This is a genomic window from Arthrobacter sp. (genome assembly GCF_048266065.1).
GTDB lineage: Bacteria > Actinomycetota > Actinomycetes > Actinomycetales > Micrococcaceae > Arthrobacter_H.
In genome coordinates, this window is sequence record NZ_JBLXAH010000016.1 from 14562 (window position 1) to 34511 (window position 19950).

Here is a 19950-nt window from a genome sequence, read left to right on the forward strand (position 1 = left end):
GCCGGGTCACCCGGCCGCTTCCGGCAGCAGGACGATCCGGGTGCCCCGCACGTTTCCCGCCTCGAGGTCTCCGTGGGCCCGGCCCGCGTCGGCGAACGCGAGTCGCCGGATGTGCCGCGGCTCCCAGCTGCGCTCGGACAGCATCGTGTTGACGGTGGCCGCCGCCTGGGCCAGTTCGCCCACTGTCGCGTTGCTGATCGCGAAGCCCAGCACGCTCGCATCGCGCATGTACAGCTTCCCGACGGGCAGCACGGGGGCGGACTCCGGTCCGGCGAGCACCACGATGCGGCCGCGCGGTGCCGCCAACCCCACCGCCGCTTCCAGGTCGTTGCGTCCCGAGGTCTCGATCTGGACGTCGATGCCCCCGGGTGCCGCCTCGCGCAACCGGGCGGCCACGCCCTCATCCCGGTAGTCCACCACCGTCTCGGCCCCCAAGCCCCGGCAGCAGGCTGCGTCCCCGGCGGCCGCGGAGGCCAGCACGCGTGCCCCGTGCCGGGCGGCCAGGACGATGGCCGCGGACCCGACGTTCCCCGCGCCTCCGGCAATGTACACACTCTCCCCGCGCCCCACGGCACCGTGCCGGTGAACGGCGAGCGCCGCCGTCGCGCAGGGGTGCAGGGCGGCGGCGGCCACCACCGGATCCACTCCGGCCGGCAGCGGGTAGGCGCGCTCGGCGTCGACGGCGACCAGCTCCGCGGTGGCACCGGGCCGACCGGCGAACCCCAGGGAGTTGGTCCACGCCCGTTGGCCGACGCTGAAGCCCTCGACGCCATCGCCGGTCTGCTCGATGATGCCCACGGCGTCCCGTCCGACGGCGAGGGGGAAGTGCAGTACCGTCGGGTAGGTGCCCGAGCGCACGAACGTGTCCACGTGGTTGACCGCGACGGCGGACACCCGCAGCAGCACCTGTCCCGGCCCGCAGCGGGGGCGGGGCAGATCCAGGCAGTGGATCTCCCCCGCGGAACCAAGGCGGTCGATACCGGCGGCCCGCACCGTCCCAGCGGCCCCGCTCATGGTCGCGCACCGTGCCGGGTGAGGACGCTGCGGGTATGGGCCGGGTGGTTGCTTGTCATCTCCTGGACGCCGAGATCGGCCAGGAACGTGATGTCGGCTTCCTCGTCCACGGTCCACACGCGCAGCCGTGTCCCGGCGGCCAGCCAACGGGCAACGACGTCCCGGTGTTCGCGCGCCCAGGCGACCCCCGGGCCGGCGATACCGGCCAGGCCGGCGTCGATGAGCGGCACCCCCTCCTCGGCCGAGCCATACACGACGGCGGCGACCTCGGCACCCAGCCGGTCACCGGCGTCGTGCAGGGCCTTGGTCTTTGCGGGGTTGGGCCCGGTGATGAGCTGGCAGAGCGCGGCGGCGGGAACCCGTGCTGCCAGGTGGCGCAGGGAGCCGGCGTCGAAGCACATGAAGCTGATGCCGACCGACCCGATGGTGGAGGTGGCGGCGTCCCAGCCGAGTCCGTCCAGGGTGTCCAGGACGGCGTCCTCGAGGTCGCGGCCGAATTCGCTGGGGTGCTTGATCTCGATGGCCAACCCGATCGGCCGCCCGGCCCCGGAGGCGAGGTGCACCAGTTCGGCCAGGGTGAGCAGCTGATCGTGCACGGTGCCGTAGCCGGCGGGGATGTCGTTGCCCTTCCACCCGGAGAAGTCCAGGCCCCGCAGTTCCCCGAGGGTGAAGGAGGAGATCCGCCCGGAGGCGTTGGAGGTGCGGTCCACGGTCTGGTCGTGGTGGCAGACGACTTGCCTGTCCGCGCTGAGGTGGACGTCGCACTCGATGCCGTCCGCCCCATCGGCGATCGCCTGCAGGTAGGCGGCCCGGGTGTTCTCGGCGCAGGTCCCACTGGACCCGCGGTGCGCATAGACGAGGCTCATGGATCCCACGCTACGGGATGCCGGCCGGTGAACTATCGTGGGACACCGTCAGCAGTCCCCACCGAGAGGACCAACATGGCCCTGGCTTCCGACGTCGAACGGGCCGTCGCACTGCGCCGGATGAAGGCGATCGCGACCGGCCTGCTGATCGGCATGGCGGCGGTCTTCGCCGTCTCCTTTGCCCTGCAGGAGACGCATGGCTGGCTGCGCTACGTGCGGGCCGCGGCGGAGGGCGGCATGGTCGGCGCGCTGGCTGACTGGTTTGCCGTCACCGCCCTGTTCCGCCATCCGCTGGGGTTGCCCATCCCCCATACGGCCATCATCGAGCGCAAGAAGGACCAGATCGGCGAGAGCCTGGGTGGGTTCGTGCAGGAGAACTTCCTCTCCGACGAGGTCATCGGCGCCAAGCTCGGTGGCATGTCCTTCGCCGCACCGGCCGGGGCATGGCTGGAACGGCCCGAAAATGCCGAGCGGGTGGCCCTCGAGGGTGCCACGGCGATCCGTGCCGTGCTCTCCGTCGTGGACGACGAGGATGTGCTGGCGCTGCTGGAGTCCCTGGCCCGCAAGCACATGCTGGCCCCCGAATGGTCCTCCACGCTGGGGCGGATGCTCGAACTCGTGCTGCGCGACGGGCACCAGCGACCCCTGGTGGACCTGCTCGCCGACCGGGCGGCCGATTGGATGGCGGCGAACCGCGAGACGGTGGTCCGGCTGGTGGCCGAGCGCTCACCGTCCTGGTTGCCCTCCGTGGTGGACTCGCTGGTGGGCGAGCGCCTGCACCGGGAGCTGGCCTCCTTCGTCGCCGCCGTCCGGGCGGACCCCGACCACCAGGTGCGGCGCAGCATCGATGGGTGGCTGGCCGATTTTGCCCACGACATGCAGCACAACCCCGAAACCGTGGACCGCGTCGAGGCGCTCAAGCACTCCATCCTGGACGACCCGCAGCTGCACGAGGCGGTGGCCTCGGGGTGGGACTCCATCAAGGCTGCCCTGTTGGACGCCGTGGAGAACCCGGACTCGGCGTTGCGGGCCAGCTTCGTGCGCGCCGTGATGGACCTGGGGTCCCGGCTGCGCACCGACACGGCGATGGCCGCGAAGATCGACGCCTGGATCGCCGGGGCCGCGGGGTACCTGGCGCATACCTACCGTGAGCAGATCACCGGCCTGATCGCCGACACCGTCGCCCGCTGGGATGGGCCGGAGACCAGCCGGAAGATCGAGTTGCAGGTGGGCCGCGACCTGCAGTTCATCCGCATCAACGGCACCGTGGTCGGCTCGCTGGCCGGGTTGGCGATCTTCGCGCTCGCCCAGGCGCTACTGGGCTGAGCCTCCGGCGCGGCGTGCCCGCTCCTGCTCGATCCGGGCCTCGACGTCCGCCTGCGCACGGTCCCGGGCCCCGCCGTCGTGCCCGTGGTGCCCTTCTCCTGCGGTGCCGCCGGTGAGCCGGCCCCGCCCCACGGGTGCCAGTTCCCCGGGGATGGCCGTGGGCACCGGGCCGAACGCCAGGCCGGCCGCCTGGACGACCTTCTTGCCCAGGAACCGGTTCCCGACGCCTCCCACCGCGGCACCGACGCCGAACGGGATGGCCCGGCCCAGCAGCGAGGCGCCCTGCGAGGCCAGCATCTTGCGCAGGAAGCGCTTCTGCACCTGGGCGCCGATCGCACCCCAGGCACCGGTGGACTTCCCCGAGCCGAACACCGCGCCCCAGCCCTTCACGGGGCCGGCCCCGCGGCCGGCCGCCTGATGGGTCAGGGCGGAGATCATCGAGCTGCCCTCGTCCCCCATGAGGATGGCCATCACCAGCACGCGGGCCTTCTCCGGGTCCTCGGTGGTGATGCCGTGCAGTTCGGCCAGCGACTGTGCGTAGAGGGCGCTGGCCTCCAGGAAGCCGATGGTCGCCGCCGCCGAGAGGCCCAGCGACGCTGCAGTGCCGATCCCCGGCACCACCGCCGAGGCGCCCACCGCGGCCCCGCCTCCGGTGACGGCGACCAGGTAGTCGCGTTCGGCGAGGCGGGCCAGTTCCGCCCCGGTGGCTCCCGGGTGCTTGCGTTGCAGGCGCCGCAGGTAGGACAGCACGAGGGGACGCTGGACGCCGATGGCCTTGATGATGGCGCCCTGGATGCCGGCAACGGGTTTGCCGTCCGGGCCCAGGACCACCGCGGGGATCTTTTCCTTCATGCAACGAGCCTACGCGGCGGGTGCCGGCCGGGGCCGCATTTTCAGGCGGCGACCAGGGCGTGCTGTGCCGGGACAGCGGCAACGACTGCCTTGCGCAGGGCCAGGAAGAGCAGCACGATCCCCGCGGTGAGCAGCATGTGCCCCATCCCGGCGATGCCGGCCAGCGCCGGCGAGGAGGCGTCGGAGCCCAGGACGGCCAGCGTGCCCTTGACAAGCATCATCCCGCCGGTGACCAGGACGCCGATGGTCCAGATCCAGTAGAACCAGGTGTTCAGCTTCGGTGCTGCGGCGGAGAGGTGGAAGACGCGTTCAAGCACCATCACGATCAGCAGCACCATGAACCCGAGCACCAGGAAGTGGGTGTGGACCAGGGGCAGCTGGGTGGCGGAGCGGTCCGTGAAGTCGTGGGCCTTCGTCAGCTCCCGGTAGAACAGGCCGGAGAAGACGCCGACGATCGCGAAGGTGAAGGAGGTGTAGAGCAGGCGGAGCACTGCGGGGCCTTTCGTTGATGGTTCAGGCTGTTTGCCTGTCTTCAACGATGCCGCGCCGGTGCCGCGGATGGATCAACCGAACGGTGGATTCCGGGCAGCTACTTGGCCTCGGGGAGGTCCACGTCGACCCAGACCAGGCGGTGGTTGCCGCTGGGTGCCGGATCGCCGAACACCAGGGAGCGGCCGTCCTGGCGCGCCGACGGCCAGAACACCCCGGCGCCGGCGAGCGCGAGCGTCGTGGACGGCAACGCATAGTCGGTGCGCAGGGCCGCGCCTCCCGCCGGGGTGGACGTCAGCAGTTCGGGGGCCGCAGCGTCGTGGTCGGCGGTGCCGCCCGCCGCGCCGGCTGCCTCGGCGGCCCCGTCGGAGGCCGGACGCGGGTCGGTGACCGCCGGGTTGCCGAGCAGGTCCTTGACCGCGCCGTGCGCCGCGGGCCCGTGGGCGGGGTCGGCGGCCAGGTCACCCAGGACGACGAAGCGCGAGTCGCGGGCGAGCCCGCCGGTTTGTCCACGGTCATCGGTGATGTAGGTCGCCGCGGCACCACCGCTGACGTAGTCGGAAAGCAGGCGGATCTGGTCGGCGTTGCGTTTTTGCTGGGACGTCCCGGCCTCGTCCACCGGGGCGACGGGGTTCGCTGCAATGACATGCACGGTGGTCCCGTCGACCTTCACGGGCACGTCCCAGGTGGTGGTGCTGTTCAGCCGCATGACGTTGCGGACCAGGCCCGAATAGCGCTGGTGCGGCATCTGGTTGCCGGGCATCGACTTCCAGAGCATGTTCTGGAACGTGCGGACCTGGTGCCGGTCGATGGGGTACCTGGAGTAGAGGACCATGCCGTGCTGGCCGGCGAAGTCGCCGACCCCGAAGCCGTCGGCGGGATCCCCGACGGTGCCGTTGCCGTCCAGGTCGGCGCCGGTGGCCACTCCGTTGTTGTTCGGGGCCACGTACACGTAGGGGTAGTCGATGGGCCGCTGGCCGTTCTGGCCCTGTTGCAGGTAGTTGCTGCTGAAGGCCTGGGCTGCGTCGTGGCCGTCGTCGTAGTCGAAGTCGTTGAGCAGGACCACGTCCGGGCGCGTGCGCTGGATGACCTCGGCGGCCGCGGAGGCGTGCTCATCACCCGGTATGGACAGGTCCTGGGCGAGGGCACCGGCGTAGCCGCGGCTGAGCGAGACGTTGAAAACGGCGGCACGCAGCTCGCCGCCCTGCACGGTGTCGACCTGTTCGGAGGCCCCCCATTGCGTGCGCAACCCCGGATATCCCGGGTCGAGGTAGTCGGCCACATCGGGGCCGGTCGCGAGCGCGGGCGCAACGGATGCGGCCGTCAGCGTGACGGCCAGCAGGCTGGCGCCCAGACCCCTCGTGATTGCTCGCACCCATCCAGCGTAGGGGGTACCGGGCCGCCGAGGAATACCCGGGCGCCTCCCCGGTGCCCCTCCCCGCCGCACGGCAGTGCACGACGGCGGCACCCGGGTTCCGCCGTCGTGCCCGGTTTGCCCCGGAATGACGCGGATCGTTGACCTTGTCAATGAAGGCAGGGCGGGGATCCGGGCGTCCCGGGCATTGTTGCCGTATTGAAATCTCCGGCGAGTGGACGTACGGCTCCGGCCCCGGCGGGACCCCGGGGACGTGGAATGCCCCGCCCCGCGACGGCGGGACGGGGCATGAAACGGGTGGGCCCTACGGGGATCGAACCCGTGACCAGCGGATTAAAAGTCCGATGCTCTACCATCTGAGCTAAAGGCCCCCGGCGGCCAAAGTGGCCGATATACATCCTAACGCACCCCCGGGACGGCCCGCCCAAACGGTGTGGCAGGGCCCCTCGGCCCGGAGTATCCTCGGGGCATGACTGACGCCGAGACCCCTGGATCCGGTGCGGGCGGGCGCCGGCACCACCGCCCCAAGCCCTTCGCCCCCGCCGACTTCGAACCGTTCGCCGGCGGCGCCGACCCGGCCCGCATCTCCGAAGCCGGCCACCTGGCGGCCGAGGCCCTGGTCAACCACGGACGGGCCAACTCCGATCCCGCGGTCACCCGCCGGCTGGTCAAGCTCGCGCAGAAGGAGGGCCTGGAGGTCCTCGCCGAGCTCTGGGCCGAGAGCCCCGCCCGGTCGCTGCCCGGAGCCCTGTGGCGCCTGTACGCGCTGAACACGGCCACCCAGCGCGAGCCGGAACGCTTCGCCTCCTATTTCTCCGCCGGCCGCCAGCGCTCGGACGTCTCCCGGGCCGTCGCCGGCGTCGCGGAGCCACCGGGCGCGCAGGAGGTGCTGGCCATGACGGATTCGATCCTGACCGGTGCCTTCGACGGCGAGTTCGACGTGGCCCTGGAACGGACTGCTGCCTTCTGCCGGATCATTGCCCTGGGGCAGGCTGGACATGCCGACGATTCGGAGATCTCGAACACCGAACGGTCCACCCGGCTGACCCACACGGCCGACCTGCTGGTGAAGACCGCCGAGGACCTGGAGGCCGCCGCCGGGGCATGGCGGCACGGCGAACTGGCCTGAGCGTGTGGGATCGGCCACTGCCCCGGCGGCCTGGTTGACATCGTCGGCGCCCGGGGAGAAAACTGGAGGCGGTGTCGGACCGCGGTAGCCCCGGGCTCCAACTTGCAGCCGCTTCGAGCGGCCTTCCGCCGAGAGGCGCTCCCGGTTCGGCACCATCACCCCGCGGCCGCCCCGGCCGTTAACCTCCCGTGCGTACACTGGGACGCAGTTCTTCGTCCACCCACCAGACGCCGGCGGTTCAACTTCGTGAAATTCAGACTGTTTCCCGTGGAAACGCGCTGTTTGGACCTGCTCCAGCAGCTGGGCACACTGGTTCGGCACTGCGTGGAGACCCTCTCGGAACTGCTCGGTGCGCCCGCCGAGGACCAGGACGGGCTGATCCGTGAACTCGAGCAGTTCGAACAGCAGGCCACCGACCTGCACCATGCCGTGCTGACCCATCTGCGCACCAGCTACGTGAACCCGCTGCCGCGCGAGGACCTCTACACGTTTTCACGGCTGCTCAACGACGCCGTGGCCGAGCTGGCAGGTGCCGGTGACCTGATGGTCTCCACCTCGGCCGCCGGCATTTCCCGGCGGGCCGCCGAACAGCTGGAGATGCTGGGCCGCCAATCCGAGATGACCAATGATGCGCTCGGCAAGCTCCAGCATCCCGACGACCTCGAGGACGCATGGCTCCAGATGATCCGGCTGGGCCGCCGTGCCCGCCGGACCCACCGTGCCTGGCTCGGGGAGATCGCTGACCTGTCCCGGGCCTCCACGATCCTGCGCCACCGCGCCGTTGCCGAGCAGCTGCTGACCGCGGTGGATTCCCTGCACGCCGTGGCCGATCACCTGGGCCGCGTCCTCGTCAAGGAATCCTGAGCGGACCCGGCCCATGCCCCTGCTTCTCTGGACCGTCTTCGCCGCGATCTGCGCGTTCGGGTTCCTCAACGGCTTCCGGGACGCCTCCAATTCGGTGGCGGCCGCCGTGCGCACCCGTGCGTTGACGCCGTCGGTCGCCGTCGTGCTGGCCGCCGCGTTCACCATCGTGGGCACACTGTTGGGCACCGCGTTCGGCACATCGTTGATCGCCGCCGTCGAGCTCAATGTCCCCGACGGGGCGCCCGGTTTGGCCATCCTGCTCACCGCCGTCCTGGCCGCCGGCGGATGGGGATGGTTCTGCTGGTACCGCGCGGTGCCCATGTCCTCGACACAGGCGGTGATCTCCGGTTTTGCGGGGGCCAGCGGCGCCTCGGCACTGCTCGGTGGCGATGGGGTCCACGGCGTGACGCGAATGCTGGTGGGTGGCGTCCTCATCCCGCTGCTGCTCACGCCGGTCATCGCCTACGCGTTGTCCTACCTGGTGGTCATCCCGCTGACCTGGCGTCTGCGCCACGCCAGCTCCGGGGACGCGAACACCGTGGGGCGCATGGGCCAGTCCATCACTGCAGGTGCCGTGGCCCTGGGGCATGGCCTGCAGGATGGCCAGCGCACCGCCGCGATGCTGACCCTGGCCCTGGTGACCGGCAGCGCCGTGGCGCCACAGGGAATCCCGTTCTGGGCCCAGGCCGTCGCCGCCGGTTGCCTGGGGGCCGGGGTGCTGTGCGGTGGCTGGCGGATCACGCACACGATCGCCAACCGGCTGGTGGCCATCGACCCGCTGCGGGGGATGGGTGCCCAGACCGTCTCCGCTGCCATGCTGTTCGTGGGGGCGATTGCGCTGCACATGCCGCTGTCCACCACCCAGGCGGTGACCAGTTCCATCGTGGGGGCCGGCGCCAACCAGCGCTTCGAATCGGTGGTGTGGCGCCGGGTGGCCGGCGTGGCCGCCTATTGGCTGCTCACGCCGCTGGTATGCATTGCCGTGGCCGGCGTCTTCTTCCTGGCCATCAATCCACTGTTGGGATAGGCGGCTTAACGCACGGATGCGGGGCGCCCCTCCCCGGCGCCCCGCATCCGCTGTCGATCCGCTGGGGATCACCCGGAGATTCCCCCTCCGGGTCCGTTCCCGCCGCGCGCTGGCAGCAGCGGGAACCGTCTGGTTATCCGAATCGGCCGGAGACGTAGTCTTCCGTGGCCTTGACGGATGGGTTGTTGAAAATCGCCGTGGTGTCGTTGTACTCGATGAGCTTGCCCGGCTTGCCGGTGCCGGCGATGTTGAAGAACGCCGTCTTGTCCGACACCCGGGCGGCCTGCTGCATGTTGTGGGTCACGATCACCACGGTGTAGTCGTTCTTCATCTCGTTGATGAGGTCTTCGATGGCCAGCGTGGAAATCGGGTCCAACGCCGAGCAGGGCTCGTCCATGAGGATGACCTGCGGCTTGACCGCAATGGTGCGGGCGATGCACAGGCGCTGCTGCTGCCCGCCGGAGAGGCCCGAGCCCGGCTTGTCGAGGCGGTCCTTGACCTCGTTCCACAAGTTGGCGCCACGCAGCGAGGATTCCACCAGGTCGTCCGCATCCGACTTGCCGATGCGTCGGGCATTGAGCTTGACCCCTGCCAGGACGTTGTCCCGGATGGACATGGTCGGGAACGGGTTGGGGCGCTGGAAGACCATCCCGATCTGGCTGCGCACGGTGACGGGATCCACTCCCGGGTCATACAGGTTGTCGCCGTCGAGCAGGACCTTGCCCTCGACGGTCGCACCCGGGATGACCTCGTGCATGCGGTTCAGGGTGCGCAGGAAGGTGGATTTCCCGCAGCCGGAGGGACCGATGAAGGCGGTCACCGACTTGGCGTCGATCTTGATGTTCACGTCCTCCACGGCACGGAACTTGGAGTAGTAGACGTTCAGGTCGGAGACGTCGATGCGTTTGGACACGAGGTGTTCCTTAATGTTTCGGGGGCCTAGCGGCCGGTCTTGGGGGCGAAGATGCGCGCAATCAGCCGGGCGCCGAGGTTGAGGATCATGACCATGAGGATCAGCAGCAGGGCTGCCGCCCAGGCGCGCTGGGCGCTGGGGTCGATGTTCGTCGGCGACGTCGGATTGAGGATCTGGTAGTAGATGAACGTCGGCAACGTGGCCATCCAGTTGCTGAAGACGTTGAAGTTGATGTTGTTGGCCAGCCCGGCAGTGACCAGGATGGGCGCGGTCTCGCCGATGACACGGGCGATGGCCAGGGTGACACCGGAGGCAATGCCCGAGATCGCCGTGGGGATGACCACCTTGGTGACCGTGCGCCATTTGCGCACGCCCAGCGCGTAGGAGGCCTCGCGCAGCTCGTTCGGGACGATCTTGAGCATTTCCTCCGTCGAGCGGACCACGGTGGGGATCATCAGCACCGACAAGGCGACGGCGGCGACGATGCCCATGCGGGTGGACGGCCCGAACATCAGGCCGAACAGCGCGGCGGCGAAGAGGCCGGCGACGATCGAGGGGATGCCCGTCATGACATCGACGAAGAACGTGATGCCCCGGCTGAGCAGCTTGCCCTGGCCGTATTCGACGAGGTAGATCGCGGTGAGCATCCCGATCGGGACCGAGATGATCGAGGACCAGAGGGTGATCAGCAGGGTCCCGACCACTGCGTGGTAGGCACCGCCAAGCACGGGCGTGCCGTCGGCCACCGTCTTGTTGTCCACCGCACCGGTCATCCCGTTCATCGAGTGGAACAGGAAATCGGAGGTCATGCCGGGCAGCCCGCGCTCCAGCACGGTGTAGAGGACCGAAACCAGCGGGATGAGCGCCAGCAGGAACGCCCCGATGACGAGGTGCTTGAAGAACGAGTTGGTGCCCTGCCTGCGGCCTTCGACCACGGTGGTGACCACCGTGGCGCCGATGACGAAGAGCAGCGCTGCGTAGATCAGGAACGAGGCAATGGAGAATCCGCCCAGGCTGGACCCTGCGGCTCCGAGGACCAGCGCAGCCAGTCCGACGGCGGGAATCGCCCAACGCGGCAGGCGGCCCTTGGAGAGCCGGTTGCGCCGTGTCGGCGAGGGCGTGGGGGTGAGGGTGGTGGTCGTGGACATCAGTTGGCTCCCGAGAATTCCTTGTGGCGGCCGATGATCCAGCGGGCGATCATGTTCACGGCCAAGGTGATGACGAAGAGGACCAGGCCGGCCGCAATGAGTTCGGACATCCGCAGGCCAAAGGCCTCGGGGAAGTTCAGGGCGATTTCCGCGGCGATCGTCTGGTTTCCGGACTTGACCAGTGACGGGATCAGGTTGCCGGTCGAGAGCACCAGCGCCACCGCCATGGTCTCGCCCAGGGCCCGGCCGAGGCCGAGCATCACCGCGGAGACGATTCCCGCGCGGGCGAACGGGAACACCGACATGCGGATCATTTCCCAGCGGGTGGCCCCCAGGGCCAGGGCAGCTTCTTCGTGCAGCCCGGGTGTCTGCAGGAAGATCTCGCGGGAGAGCGAGGTGATGATCGGCAGGACCATCACGGCCAGCACGATGCCGGCGGTGAGCATGGTCTTGCCGGTCTGCGATACCGGCCCGCCGAACAGCGGGATGAATCCGAGGTTTTCGTTGAGCCACTCGTAGCCTGGCACCAGCACGGGGGCCAGCACGAGGTAGCCCCAAATGCCGTAGATGACCGAGGGGATCGCGGCCAGCAAGTCGATCACATAGCCCAGTGGTGCCGCCAGACGGCGGGGGGCGTAGTGCGAGATGAACAGTGCCACGCCCAGGCCCACGGGCGTGGACAGCACGATCGCGATGGCCGCGGCGACCACCGTGCCGATGACGATCGGCCAGATGTAGGAGAAGAAGCCCTTGCCACCGGAGATGTCCGCCGGGTCGGCGGTGAAGGCCGGGATGGCTTGGATGAGCAGGAACAAGGCGACGGCGAAGAGGGTGGCCAGGATCAGGATGCCCGCGGCCATCGACGCAGTGGAGAAGACCTTGTCTCCCAGCCGGCCCGAGCCGGCCGGCTTGGTCAGCGCGTTGGTAGTCATAGTGACCTTTCGGTCTGGAGGCCCGGCAACCATGTGGAGGGGAATTCCTGGTCGACGGGGCGGTGGTGATTCAGGGGGCCGGCAAGCCGCTCGGGCTTGCCGGCCCGTGTGACGCGGAGGTTAGGACGCGACCGTGATGGAGTCGATGGCCTTCTTGGCCTTTTCCATCATCGAGTCGGACAGCGGCGCGCTGCCCGCGGAATCGGCTGCGGCCTGCTGGCCTTCGGCGCCGACCACGTAGTTGCCCCACGCCTTGACCAGGTCAACGGTTTCCTGGTCCTTGTAGGTGCTGCAGTAGATGTGGTAGCTCACCAGGATGATCGGGTAGGCACCCGATTCGGTGGTGTCGCGCTTGAGCTTGAGGGCCATGTCCTGGTCCGAACGACCCGAGACCGGCTCCGCGGTTTCGACGGCCTTGGCCGCAGCGTCCGCTGAAAGCTTGGTGTATTCGTCGCCCACCTTCACCGAGACGGTACCCAGCTTGCCGACGGCCGAAGCGTCGGCGTAGGTGATGGCGCCGGGGGTCGAGGAGGTGGTGGACACGACACCTGAGGTGCCCTTGGCGTTCTCGGACTGCAGGTCCGAGGGCCAGTCACCGGATTCCTCGTAGGTCCAGACATCCTTGGCCGCGACGGCCAGGTACTGGGTGAAGTTCTCGGTGGTGCCCGACTCGTCGTTGCGGTGCACGACGGTGATGTCCGTGGCCGGCAGGTCAACGCCCTCGTTCTGCTGGGCAATGGCCGGATCGTTCCACTTGGTGATCTCGAGCTTGAAGATCTTCGCGATGGTGTCGGCGTCGAGCTTCAGGTCGTCGACACCCTCGAGGTTGTAGGCCACGGCGATCGGGGAGATGTAGGCCGGGATGTCGAAGGCGCCGTCGGGGCCACACACCTTCTTGGAGGATTCGACCTCGTCATCCGCCAGGTAGGCGTCCGAGCCGGCGAACTGTGCGCCGCCGGCGAGGAAGGCCTTGCGGCCGGCGCCGGAGCCGTCGGGCGAGTACTGCACCTTGGCGTTGGAGTTGGCGGACTCGAAGCCCGACTTCCAGGCATCCATGGCGGCCTTCTGCGACGAGGCGCCAATGCCGGTCAACGTCCCGGTCGCGTTCGACCCGCTGGAGGAGGACCCGCCGGTGCCGGCGGCCTCTCCGGTGGCGTTGTCCGAACCACAGGCCGTGAGGGCCAGGGCGGCGACGGAGAGGACGGCTGCGGCTTGGCCGATGCGATTAACCTTCACGTGTTTGTTCCTTCTTCTACTCTGCGGCGGTGGGACGGGATGCCCCGGTGGTGCTGGCGAACGACCGGCCCGCTGGTGAGAGCAGACGACGTGCGTCGCAAGTGGCGTTCGACTTCACACCTGACGGTAGGCAAGGCAGGTAAAGAACGCTGCCGGGCGGGGTGAACGGGAGGTTAACGACGCGCGGATGTTCCGCGCCAAACCAGGGAAAACCGCGATTTGACAAGGATTTATGGTCATATTTCCTGACGACGTGCAGTACATCACATCCGGTGCCGTCCGTTGGGCGCATCCATGCCAAACTGTACGAATGGACCAGGCAAACCCGTTCGGCAGGATGGCGTCCTTGGCACGCCACCGTTCGCTCTCGGGAACCGCCAGGGTCCGCGTTTCCCTGGTGCAGATCATCCAGATCACGGTGTGTGCCGTCGGAGCCTACTGGATTGCGGAGAAGATCCTAGGCCACCAGGGACCGTTGTTCGCCGCGACCTCGGCAGTCGTCGCCCTCGGTTTCGGCGGGGCGACCCGGATGCGCCGTGTTCTGGAGGTCGCCATTGGCTGCACCTTGGGCATTGCCGTCGGGGATCTGCTGCTCACCCTGCTCGGCACGGGCATCTGGCAGGCGGCGGTCGTCGTCTTCATTTCGCTGGTGCTGGCCCGTTTCCTGGACAGCGGATCCATTTTCACGACACAGTTCGGCGTCCAGTCACTGCTGGTGGTCCTGCTGCCGGCTCCGGATGGCGGGCCCTTCACCCGTAGCGGTGACGCCATCGTCGGCGGTTTGTGCGCCCTGTTGATCACCGCTTTGGCCCCCAAGGATCCGCGTCGGGAACCGGCCGGCGAGCTACGGCAATTGATCCGCGAACTCTCGGCGATCCTGCGCGACAGTTCCGTTGCCTTGCGGGAGTCCGACTCCACCCGTGCCTGGCACGCCTTGATCCGCGCCCGTGGCACGCAGTCACTGATGGACAGGATCCCTGCCTCCCTCACAGGTGCCGACGAGATCGCCACCTTCTCTCCCCATTTCCGTCGACATCGCGGCGAACTGGAACGGCTGCGGCGGGTCGCCGGCCAGGTGGACCTGGCCGTGCGCAATGCGCGGGTCTTCGACCGGCGCATGGCATCGGTCATCACCCACGCCGCGCTCCGCGAGGAGGCCTCCGAGGAACTCTCCATCTATCTTGATGAAGTCGCCGACGCCGTGGACTCGCTGGCCCGCTCGGTCATGGAGCCCCAGCAATCCCAACGCGACCGGGCCGAGCGGGCAGCCCGCGAGGACCTCATTGCCGCCGCCGCGCGCCTGACGCCCGATTCTTTCGGGGCCACCGGGCTGCAGGGCGAGGGGCTGGTGCTTTTGCTGCGGCCCTTCGTGGTCGACCTGCTCGAGGCCACCGGCATGGACCATGCCGATGCGGTCTCCTTCCTGCCGCGCCTCTGACTGGTCCTGATCGTCGGTCGCAGGCGATAGCATCGTGACCCATGGCCACCAAGAGCAGTACCCGTGCACGCAATGCCCCCGCCTACCGGTGCGCCGAATGCGGGTGGACGACCGTCAAATGGGTCGGTCGCTGCGGTGAATGCCAATCCTGGGGCACCGTGGAGGAGATCGGGCAGGTCGCAGCCCGGACAACGGCTGCTGCCACGGTGTCCCGCCCGGCCCAGCTGATCGCAGATGTCGACTCTTCGGCTGCCCTGTACAAGCCCACGCGGATCGGCGAACTGGACCGGGTACTCGGTGGTGGACTGGTCCCCGGAGCGGTGATCCTGCTGGCGGGTGAGCCCGGCGTCGGCAAGTCCACGCTGTTGCTCGATGTCGCCGCCCGGACCTCGCGCACCAACCGCCGTGTCCTCTACATCACCGGCGAGGAGTCGGCGGCCCAGGTGAAAATGCGTGCCGAACGCATCGACGCGCTCTCCGACACCTTGTACTTGACGGCCGAAACAGATCTCGGCATCGCCTTGGGACAGATCGAGCAAATCGATCCCGAACTGCTGGTCATTGATTCCGTGCAAACCCTGTCTTCTGCCGATGTGGACGGAGCGGCGGGCGGCGTGACGCAGGTGCGGGAAGTGGCGGCATCGTTGATCAATGCCGCCAAGAAGCGCGACATGACGACCATCCTCGTCGGACACGTCACCAAGGACGGTTCCATCGCAGGACCGCGGCTCCTCGAGCATCTGGTTGATGTCGTCTGCCAGTTCGACGGCGAGCGCCATTCCCGGCTGCGTTTGCTGCGTGCGGTGAAGAACCGCTACGGTCCGACGGATGAGGTCGGCTGTTTTGACCTGACCGAGGCCGGGATCGAGGGGCTCGCCGACCCGAGTGGCCTGTTCGTCACGCGAACCAAGGAGCCGGTGTCGGGAACCTGCGTCACCGTCACCCTGGAGGGCCGGCGCCCGCTGGTCGCCGAGGTCCAATCTCTGCTGGCCAAGACGAACAATGCCCAACCACGACGAGCCACCAGCGGGCTGGACTCGGCCCGCACCGCCATGATCCTGGCGGTTCTGCAGAGCAGGGCCGGCATGGACCTGTCGAATCTGGATTCCTATGTCGCGACGGTCGGCGGCGTGCGGCTGGGGGAACCGGCCACCGACCTGGCCACGGCGCTGGCCATATCCGGGGCCAAGCTCGATCGTCCGCTTCCTGCCCAGTTCATCGCCTTCGGAGAGGTCGGCTTGGCCGGGGAGGTGCGTCCCGTCCCTGACATCGGGCGGCGCATCACCGAGGCTGAGCGCCTCGGCTTCCGCTACGCGTTGGTTCCGGCCTCCCCCAATGGGCCCGGTGCTGTGCCCTCCGGCTTCAAGGTCCGAGAAGTCGGCACTTTGCAGGAGGCCCTGGAGGCTGCTTTCGGCTAGGCGCGCCCGGTCGAAGCCGGTCTTCCACCGGGGACATGGAGGACATCCCCCTTACGATGGTGATGATCCAGTGGAAGGAACCCCATGGCCAAGACCCCCGAAGAGGCGCTGCGCACCACGCTCGCCCGAGTGGCACCTGGAACCCAGTTGCGCGACGGCCTCGAGCGCATCCTGCGCGGGAGGACCGGCGCACTGATCGTGCTCGGCACCGACCGGACCGTGGAGTCCATCTCCTCCGGGGGTTTTGACATCGACATTGCCTTCTCCCCCACCCGGCTACGCGAGCTCGCCAAGATGGACGGTGCCATTGTCTGTGACCGTGACGCCTCGAACATCCTCAAGGCCGCCGTTCAGCTGGTCCCCGACCACACGATCGATACCCAGGAATCGGGCACCCGGCACCGCACTGCCGAGCGCGTGGCCATCCAGACCGGTTTCCCGGTGATTTCGGTGTCCCAATCCATGCAGATCATTGCGATCTACGTCCAAGGCATCCGCCATGTACTGGAGGGATCCGAGCCCGTATTGGCCCGTGCCAACCAGGCACTGGCCACTCTCGAGCGCTACCGCAACCGACTGGACCAGGTCACCAGCACCCTCTCGGCACTCGAGATCGAAGCGGCGGTCACCGTCCGCGACGTTGCCGTAGTACTCCAACGTCAGGAAATGGTGCGTCGGATCTCCGAGGAGATCGACCAGTACGTGCTCGAGCTGGGAGTCGATGGACGGCTTCTCGCTTTGCAATACGACGAATTGAGCGCAGGCTTGGGGCCGGGCAGCGACCTGCTTCTCAAGGACTACTCCGAGGCCGGGACGACTCCGGAACAGATCGAGGCATCACTCGCGGAACTCCGCACGTTCAGCTCCAACGACATGATCGACCTGGGCAGGATCTCCACGATTCTCGGGTTCACCCCGGGCACCGATTCCCTGGAGGCCGTCGTCCACCCCAAGGGATTCCGGCTCCTGGCCAGCATCAAGGCGGTTCCCCGGGCGATCGCCGACCGTCTCGTGGACAGTTTCGGTGGCCTGCAGCATCTGATGGCCGCGAACATCGATGACCTCATGGACGTGGATGGCATCGGCGAACAACGTGCCCGGACGGTCCGTGAGGGTCTCTCGCGCATCGCGGAGACCAGCTTGTTGGACCGCTACATGTAGTGCTCGACGCTGCCAACGGCTACTTCAGGGAAAAGGTTGCCTTGTCGCTCTCGACGGCACCCAGCTTGGCGGTGAAAGTGTAGGTTCCCGGCCGCGGTTTGGTCGTGACCTTCTTGCAGCCTGGCGCACTACGCAGCCGTTCCCAGGTGAACCGGGCGCTTTCCGTCGCGCCGGCCTTCAAGGTCATCACGCTGTCGGTGGCGTTGGCCCGGCAGTCGGTCGTGGAGAAGATCCGGTCGGATCCGGAAACGATGTTGAATTCCTGTTGGCTGGTTCCGACGTTCAGGGAACAGTCCTCGGTGCCTGAGTTGGTGATCTTCATTTCCAGCACCGGGTCCTCGCCGGAGGAATAGGTGGACTTGTCCGTCGAGGAGCGAAGCTCGATGTCATCGGAGGCACATTCAGGGCCGGCCACCGCGGACGAGGACCCCTCGGCCGCCCCGGAGGAAGGACTCGGGGAGGACGTGGCCGAGGCAGAGGCAGAGGGCGCAGTTGATCCGGAAGCCGACGGCGACGTCACGGGTGCCGGGGTATCCTGCGTCGCCGCTTCATCGTGGCCCCCGGCGAAGAGACCGGCCACCGCAATGACCGCCCAGGCCAGCAACGCCAGGATGACGAGCAGGGCCACCGCGGCGACGATGCGGCGACGGCGGAAGACTTCGGGGCTCGGCTTGCGGGATCGGCCGGGTCGGGACTGCTGTGGTGCCATGCACCTAGGGTATGGAGCGACCCGCCCGGGCGTCGGCTCCCACGCCGTGCATTAGGGTATTGGTGCCGCGCAACTGAAGGAGCCACGTGCCATCCACCCCACCCCTCGACCTCGACGCCGTACACCACTCCCTGGCCGACTGGTTTGGCGTCAGGGGCCGCGACCTGCCGTGGCGACGCCCCGAATGCACGCCGTGGGGGGTCATGGTCAGCGAGTTCATGCTCCAGCAGACTCCGGTCGTCAGGGTGCTGCCCGTATGGGAAGAGTGGATGAACAGGTGGCCACGGCCAACGGACCTGGCCGCAGAACCTGCCGGGGAAGCTGTCCGTGCATGGGGTCGGCTTGGCTATCCGAGGCGCGCGTTGCGTCTGGCGGAGGCTGCACGGCAGATCGCCGAGGACCATGATGGCCAGGTGCCCTCCACCTACGCCGAGCTGCTGGCATTGCCCGGGGTGGGCAGCTACACGGCTGCCGCGATCTCCTGTTTTGCATTCGGGATCCCGGAAACGGTAGTCGATACGAACATCCGGCGGGTGCACGCACGGCTGATCAGCGGCCGGGCCCTACCCGAACCAAGCCACACTGCCGCTGAGGCACGTCTGGCCGCCGATCTCATGCCCCGGGTCGACCAGGACAACGGGCAACTGGCCTGTATCTGGAATGCGGCGGTCATGGAGCTGGGCGCCCTGGTATGCACGGCGCGATCCCCGCAATGCGCTGACTGTCCCGTGTCCGCATCCTGCGCGTGGGTGGCGGCTGGCCGGCCGGCACCGCACTACGTCCCCAAGGGCCAGCCCTGGGAGGGAACGGACCGCCAGGTCCGAGGGGCCATGATGGCGGTCCTACGCCTTTCAGACGAACCCGTCGCGGCCGGGACACTGCTCGGCGCAGAAGACACCGATGCCGCAACCAACGAGGCCACCGTTGGCCTCGTGACGGCACTGCAACGCCTCCGGGACCTGCCGGCCGGCCCGGAACAACGCCAGCGGTGCCTTGATGGCCTCATGGCCGATGGCCTTGCCGTCGATTCAGGGCGGGGAATCGTCCTGCCTCATTAGCAGTCCTTAAACACAGCTGGGGCCCCGCATTCCGCGGGGCCCCAGCCCACCGGCCAATGGTCGGTGGTTAAGTCACCAGGCCCTACTGGCCCTCTTCCTTGTTCTCGCCGCCACCGAGGAACTGCTCCTGGGCGCCGTCGATCTGCTCTGCATCCACGGGCAGCTTGTCGCCGAATTTTTCCTGCGCTCCATCGATGCCCTGATTGATCTGGTCACCGTGCTCGTTCTTGAGGTTCTCGATGTTCTCACCGAGTCCACCCAGGCTATCTCCGAGTCCCATTGCTTGACCTACTTTCGTTGGTTCCGAGTTGGTACTTTCGGTGCCTCAACGCTCCGTTGGATACGAAGTGCGGCGTGGGTCCCACTGAGGGCCCACGGCCAAACTAAGCAGTTCGGCGCCCTCAAGTCCACAACTTGCGGCAATTCCCGTGACATTACTCCGAACGCGAAATCCGGGCGGCGTCACAGGTTCATGATCATCCGGGTGTTCCCCAGGGTGTTTGGCTTCACCCGGGCAAGGTCGAGGAACTCGGCCACGCCCTCGTCGGTGGAGCGCAGTAGTTCGGAGTAGACCTCGGGATCCACCGCGCTCTGGTTGGCCATCACCTCGAATCCCATGGCCCGGAAGAATTCGACTTCAAAGGTCAGGCAGAAGAGCCGGCTGACGCCGATCACCCGAGCCCGTTCCACCAGTTCCTGCAGCAGGGCCTTCCCGATCCCCTCCCCGCGGTGGGACTCATCGGTGGCCAGTGTCCGGATCTCGGCCAGGTCCTCCCACATCACGTGCAGTGCCCCGCATCCGAGCAGGTCGTCGTCGCCGATGGCCACGATGAATTCCTGGAGGCTTTCAAAGTAGGCGACGGCTTCCTTCTCCAACAGCACTCGTTGGTCAGCCAGGGGGCGGACGAGGCGACGGATCCCGGCGACGTCTGAGGTGCGGGCGGAACGAAGCGTGAAGGACGGCATCTTTCCATCCTATTCCCGCGGCGGCCAGA

The 19950-nt window shown here is 68.1% G+C and carries 20 protein-coding genes and 1 tRNA gene; 8 read left to right on the forward strand and 13 right to left on the reverse strand.

Annotated features, from left to right (window positions below):
• Positions 1–6 precede the first annotated feature (6 nt).
• Entirely contained in the window at positions 7–1014 is a 1008-nt protein-coding gene (locus ACN0TP_RS17665; RefSeq protein ID WP_417221158.1) for an NADPH:quinone reductase, read from the reverse strand.
• A complete protein-coding gene (locus ACN0TP_RS17670) occupies positions 1011–1880 on the reverse strand; it encodes a glycerophosphodiester phosphodiesterase (protein ID WP_417221160.1) in 870 nt (289 codons plus the stop codon). Before ACN0TP_RS17670 ends, ACN0TP_RS17665 begins: the two co-directional genes overlap by 4 nt.
• 75 nt (positions 1881–1955) lie before the next feature.
• Between ACN0TP_RS17670 and ACN0TP_RS17675 the strand changes: the two genes are divergently transcribed.
• Positions 1956–3206 carry a DUF445 domain-containing protein gene (locus tag ACN0TP_RS17675; protein WP_417221162.1) on the forward strand — a complete coding sequence of 417 codons (1251 nt, stop codon included), beginning with the start codon at positions 1956–1958 and terminating at the stop codon, positions 3204–3206.
• Here ACN0TP_RS17675 and ACN0TP_RS17680 read toward each other — a convergent pair.
• The 4 genes from ACN0TP_RS17680 to ACN0TP_RS17695 form a co-directional block, all read right to left on the reverse strand.
• The gene (locus ACN0TP_RS17680) at positions 3195–4058 is read right to left on the reverse strand and encodes a hypothetical protein (RefSeq protein ID WP_417221164.1); all 864 of its coding nucleotides are present in this window, start codon (positions 4056–4058) and stop codon (positions 3195–3197) included. The genes ACN0TP_RS17675 and ACN0TP_RS17680 overlap by 12 nt on opposite strands.
• 41 nt (positions 4059–4099) lie before the next feature.
• The gene (locus ACN0TP_RS17685) at positions 4100–4549 is read right to left on the reverse strand and encodes a DUF2871 domain-containing protein (protein WP_417221165.1); all 450 of its coding nucleotides are present in this window, start codon (positions 4547–4549) and stop codon (positions 4100–4102) included.
• A gap of 98 nt (positions 4550–4647) precedes the next feature.
• On the reverse strand, positions 4648–5922 hold the full coding sequence (locus ACN0TP_RS17690) for an endonuclease/exonuclease/phosphatase family protein (protein WP_417221167.1): 1275 nt from the start codon (positions 5920–5922) through the stop codon (positions 4648–4650).
• Between the two features lie 298 nt (positions 5923–6220).
• A tRNA-Lys gene (locus ACN0TP_RS17695) sits at positions 6221–6293 on the reverse strand.
• A gap of 98 nt (positions 6294–6391) precedes the next feature.
• Between ACN0TP_RS17695 and ACN0TP_RS17700 the strand changes: the two genes are divergently transcribed.
• The 3 genes from ACN0TP_RS17700 (at position 6392) to ACN0TP_RS17710 (ending at position 8942) form a co-directional block, all read left to right on the forward strand.
• Positions 6392–7051: a hypothetical protein gene (locus tag ACN0TP_RS17700; protein WP_417221168.1), complete on the forward strand. Its 660-nt coding sequence runs from the start codon at positions 6392–6394 to the stop codon at positions 7049–7051.
• 267 nt (positions 7052–7318) lie between these two features.
• Positions 7319–7915, forward strand: a complete 597-nt coding sequence (locus ACN0TP_RS17705; protein WP_417221171.1) for a hypothetical protein — start codon at positions 7319–7321, stop codon at positions 7913–7915.
• Positions 7916–7928: 13 nt separating this feature from the next.
• Positions 7929–8942 (forward strand): anion permease, encoded by a 1014-nt coding sequence (locus ACN0TP_RS17710; RefSeq protein WP_417221172.1) that lies wholly within the window; start codon positions 7929–7931, stop codon positions 8940–8942.
• Positions 8943–9075: 133 nt separating this feature from the next.
• Here the strand turns inward: ACN0TP_RS17710 and pstB are convergent, their stop codons facing one another.
• The 4 genes from pstB to pstS all read right to left on the reverse strand — a co-directional run bounded on the left by pstB (position 9076) and on the right by pstS (position 13171).
• Complete coding sequence (gene pstB, locus ACN0TP_RS17715; protein ID WP_417221174.1) at positions 9076–9855, reverse strand: phosphate ABC transporter ATP-binding protein PstB; 780 nt, start codon at positions 9853–9855, stop codon at positions 9076–9078.
• Between the two features lie 26 nt (positions 9856–9881).
• Positions 9882–11003: a phosphate ABC transporter permease PstA gene (gene pstA, locus ACN0TP_RS17720; protein ID WP_417221176.1), complete on the reverse strand. Its 1122-nt coding sequence runs from the start codon at positions 11001–11003 to the stop codon at positions 9882–9884.
• Complete coding sequence (gene pstC / locus ACN0TP_RS17725; RefSeq protein WP_417221177.1) at positions 11003–11935, reverse strand: phosphate ABC transporter permease subunit PstC; 933 nt, start codon at positions 11933–11935, stop codon at positions 11003–11005. The genes pstA and pstC overlap by 1 nt, the downstream gene beginning before the upstream one ends.
• A 120-nt stretch (positions 11936–12055) precedes the next feature.
• Positions 12056–13171: a phosphate ABC transporter substrate-binding protein PstS gene (gene pstS / locus ACN0TP_RS17730; protein ID WP_417221179.1), complete on the reverse strand. Its 1116-nt coding sequence runs from the start codon at positions 13169–13171 to the stop codon at positions 12056–12058.
• A 310-nt stretch (positions 13172–13481) separates the two neighbouring features.
• On the opposite strand from pstS, the gene ACN0TP_RS17735 reads away from it, so the two are divergent.
• From ACN0TP_RS17735 to disA, 3 genes are all read left to right on the forward strand, one after another.
• On the forward strand, positions 13482–14609 hold the full coding sequence (locus tag ACN0TP_RS17735; RefSeq protein WP_417221181.1) for an FUSC family protein: 1128 nt from the start codon (positions 13482–13484) through the stop codon (positions 14607–14609).
• 41 nt (positions 14610–14650) lie between these two features.
• Entirely contained in the window at positions 14651–16027 is a 1377-nt protein-coding gene (gene radA / locus ACN0TP_RS17740; RefSeq protein WP_417221183.1) for a DNA repair protein RadA, read from the forward strand.
• 84 nt (positions 16028–16111) lie between these two features.
• Positions 16112–17188 (forward strand): DNA integrity scanning diadenylate cyclase DisA, encoded by a 1077-nt coding sequence (disA, locus tag ACN0TP_RS17745; RefSeq protein WP_417221184.1) that lies wholly within the window; start codon positions 16112–16114, stop codon positions 17186–17188.
• A gap of 19 nt (positions 17189–17207) precedes the next feature.
• Here the strand turns inward: disA and ACN0TP_RS17750 are convergent, their stop codons facing one another.
• On the reverse strand, positions 17208–17897 hold the full coding sequence (locus tag ACN0TP_RS17750; RefSeq protein ID WP_417221186.1) for a hypothetical protein: 690 nt from the start codon (positions 17895–17897) through the stop codon (positions 17208–17210).
• A gap of 86 nt (positions 17898–17983) precedes the next feature.
• On the opposite strand from ACN0TP_RS17750, the gene ACN0TP_RS17755 reads away from it, so the two are divergent.
• Positions 17984–18955 (forward strand): A/G-specific adenine glycosylase, encoded by a 972-nt coding sequence (locus ACN0TP_RS17755; protein ID WP_417221188.1) that lies wholly within the window; start codon positions 17984–17986, stop codon positions 18953–18955.
• Positions 18956–19037: 82 nt separating this feature from the next.
• Here the strand turns inward: ACN0TP_RS17755 and ACN0TP_RS17760 are convergent, their stop codons facing one another.
• Together ACN0TP_RS17760 and ACN0TP_RS17765 are read right to left on the reverse strand one after the other, a co-directional pair.
• A complete protein-coding gene (locus ACN0TP_RS17760; RefSeq protein WP_417221189.1) occupies positions 19038–19235 on the reverse strand; it encodes a hypothetical protein in 198 nt (65 codons plus the stop codon).
• Between the two features lie 182 nt (positions 19236–19417).
• Positions 19418–19921, reverse strand: a complete 504-nt coding sequence (locus ACN0TP_RS17765) for an amino-acid N-acetyltransferase (RefSeq protein ID WP_417221190.1) — start codon at positions 19919–19921, stop codon at positions 19418–19420.
• Positions 19922–19950 lie beyond the last annotated feature (29 nt).

Coding starts and splice junctions, on each gene's coding strand:
- ACN0TP_RS17665 (WP_417221158.1), bottom strand. CDS start 1,014: ATGAGCGGGGCCGCTGGGACGGTGCGGGCCGCCGGTATCGACCGCCTT.
- ACN0TP_RS17670 (WP_417221160.1), bottom strand. CDS start 1,880: ATGAGCCTCGTCTATGCGCACCGCGGGTCCAGTGGGACCTGCGCCGAG.
- ACN0TP_RS17675 (WP_417221162.1), top strand. CDS start 1,956: ATGGCCCTGGCTTCCGACGTCGAACGGGCCGTCGCACTGCGCCGGATG.
- ACN0TP_RS17680 (WP_417221164.1), bottom strand. CDS start 4,058: ATGAAGGAAAAGATCCCCGCGGTGGTCCTGGGCCCGGACGGCAAACCC.
- ACN0TP_RS17700 (WP_417221168.1), top strand. CDS start 6,392: ATGACTGACGCCGAGACCCCTGGATCCGGTGCGGGCGGGCGCCGGCAC.
- ACN0TP_RS17710 (WP_417221172.1), top strand. CDS start 7,929: ATGCCCCTGCTTCTCTGGACCGTCTTCGCCGCGATCTGCGCGTTCGGG.
- pstA (WP_417221176.1), bottom strand. CDS start 11,003: ATGTCCACGACCACCACCCTCACCCCCACGCCCTCGCCGACACGGCGC.
- pstC (WP_417221177.1), bottom strand. CDS start 11,935: ATGACTACCAACGCGCTGACCAAGCCGGCCGGCTCGGGCCGGCTGGGA.
- ACN0TP_RS17735 (WP_417221181.1), top strand. CDS start 13,482: ATGGACCAGGCAAACCCGTTCGGCAGGATGGCGTCCTTGGCACGCCAC.
- radA (WP_417221183.1), top strand. CDS start 14,651: ATGGCCACCAAGAGCAGTACCCGTGCACGCAATGCCCCCGCCTACCGG.
- disA (WP_417221184.1), top strand. CDS start 16,112: ATGGCCAAGACCCCCGAAGAGGCGCTGCGCACCACGCTCGCCCGAGTG.
- ACN0TP_RS17750 (WP_417221186.1), bottom strand. CDS start 17,897: ATGGCACCACAGCAGTCCCGACCCGGCCGATCCCGCAAGCCGAGCCCC.
- ACN0TP_RS17760 (WP_417221189.1), bottom strand. CDS start 19,235: ATGGGACTCGGAGATAGCCTGGGTGGACTCGGTGAGAACATCGAGAAC.
- ACN0TP_RS17765 (WP_417221190.1), bottom strand. CDS start 19,921: ATGCCGTCCTTCACGCTTCGTTCCGCCCGCACCTCAGACGTCGCCGGG.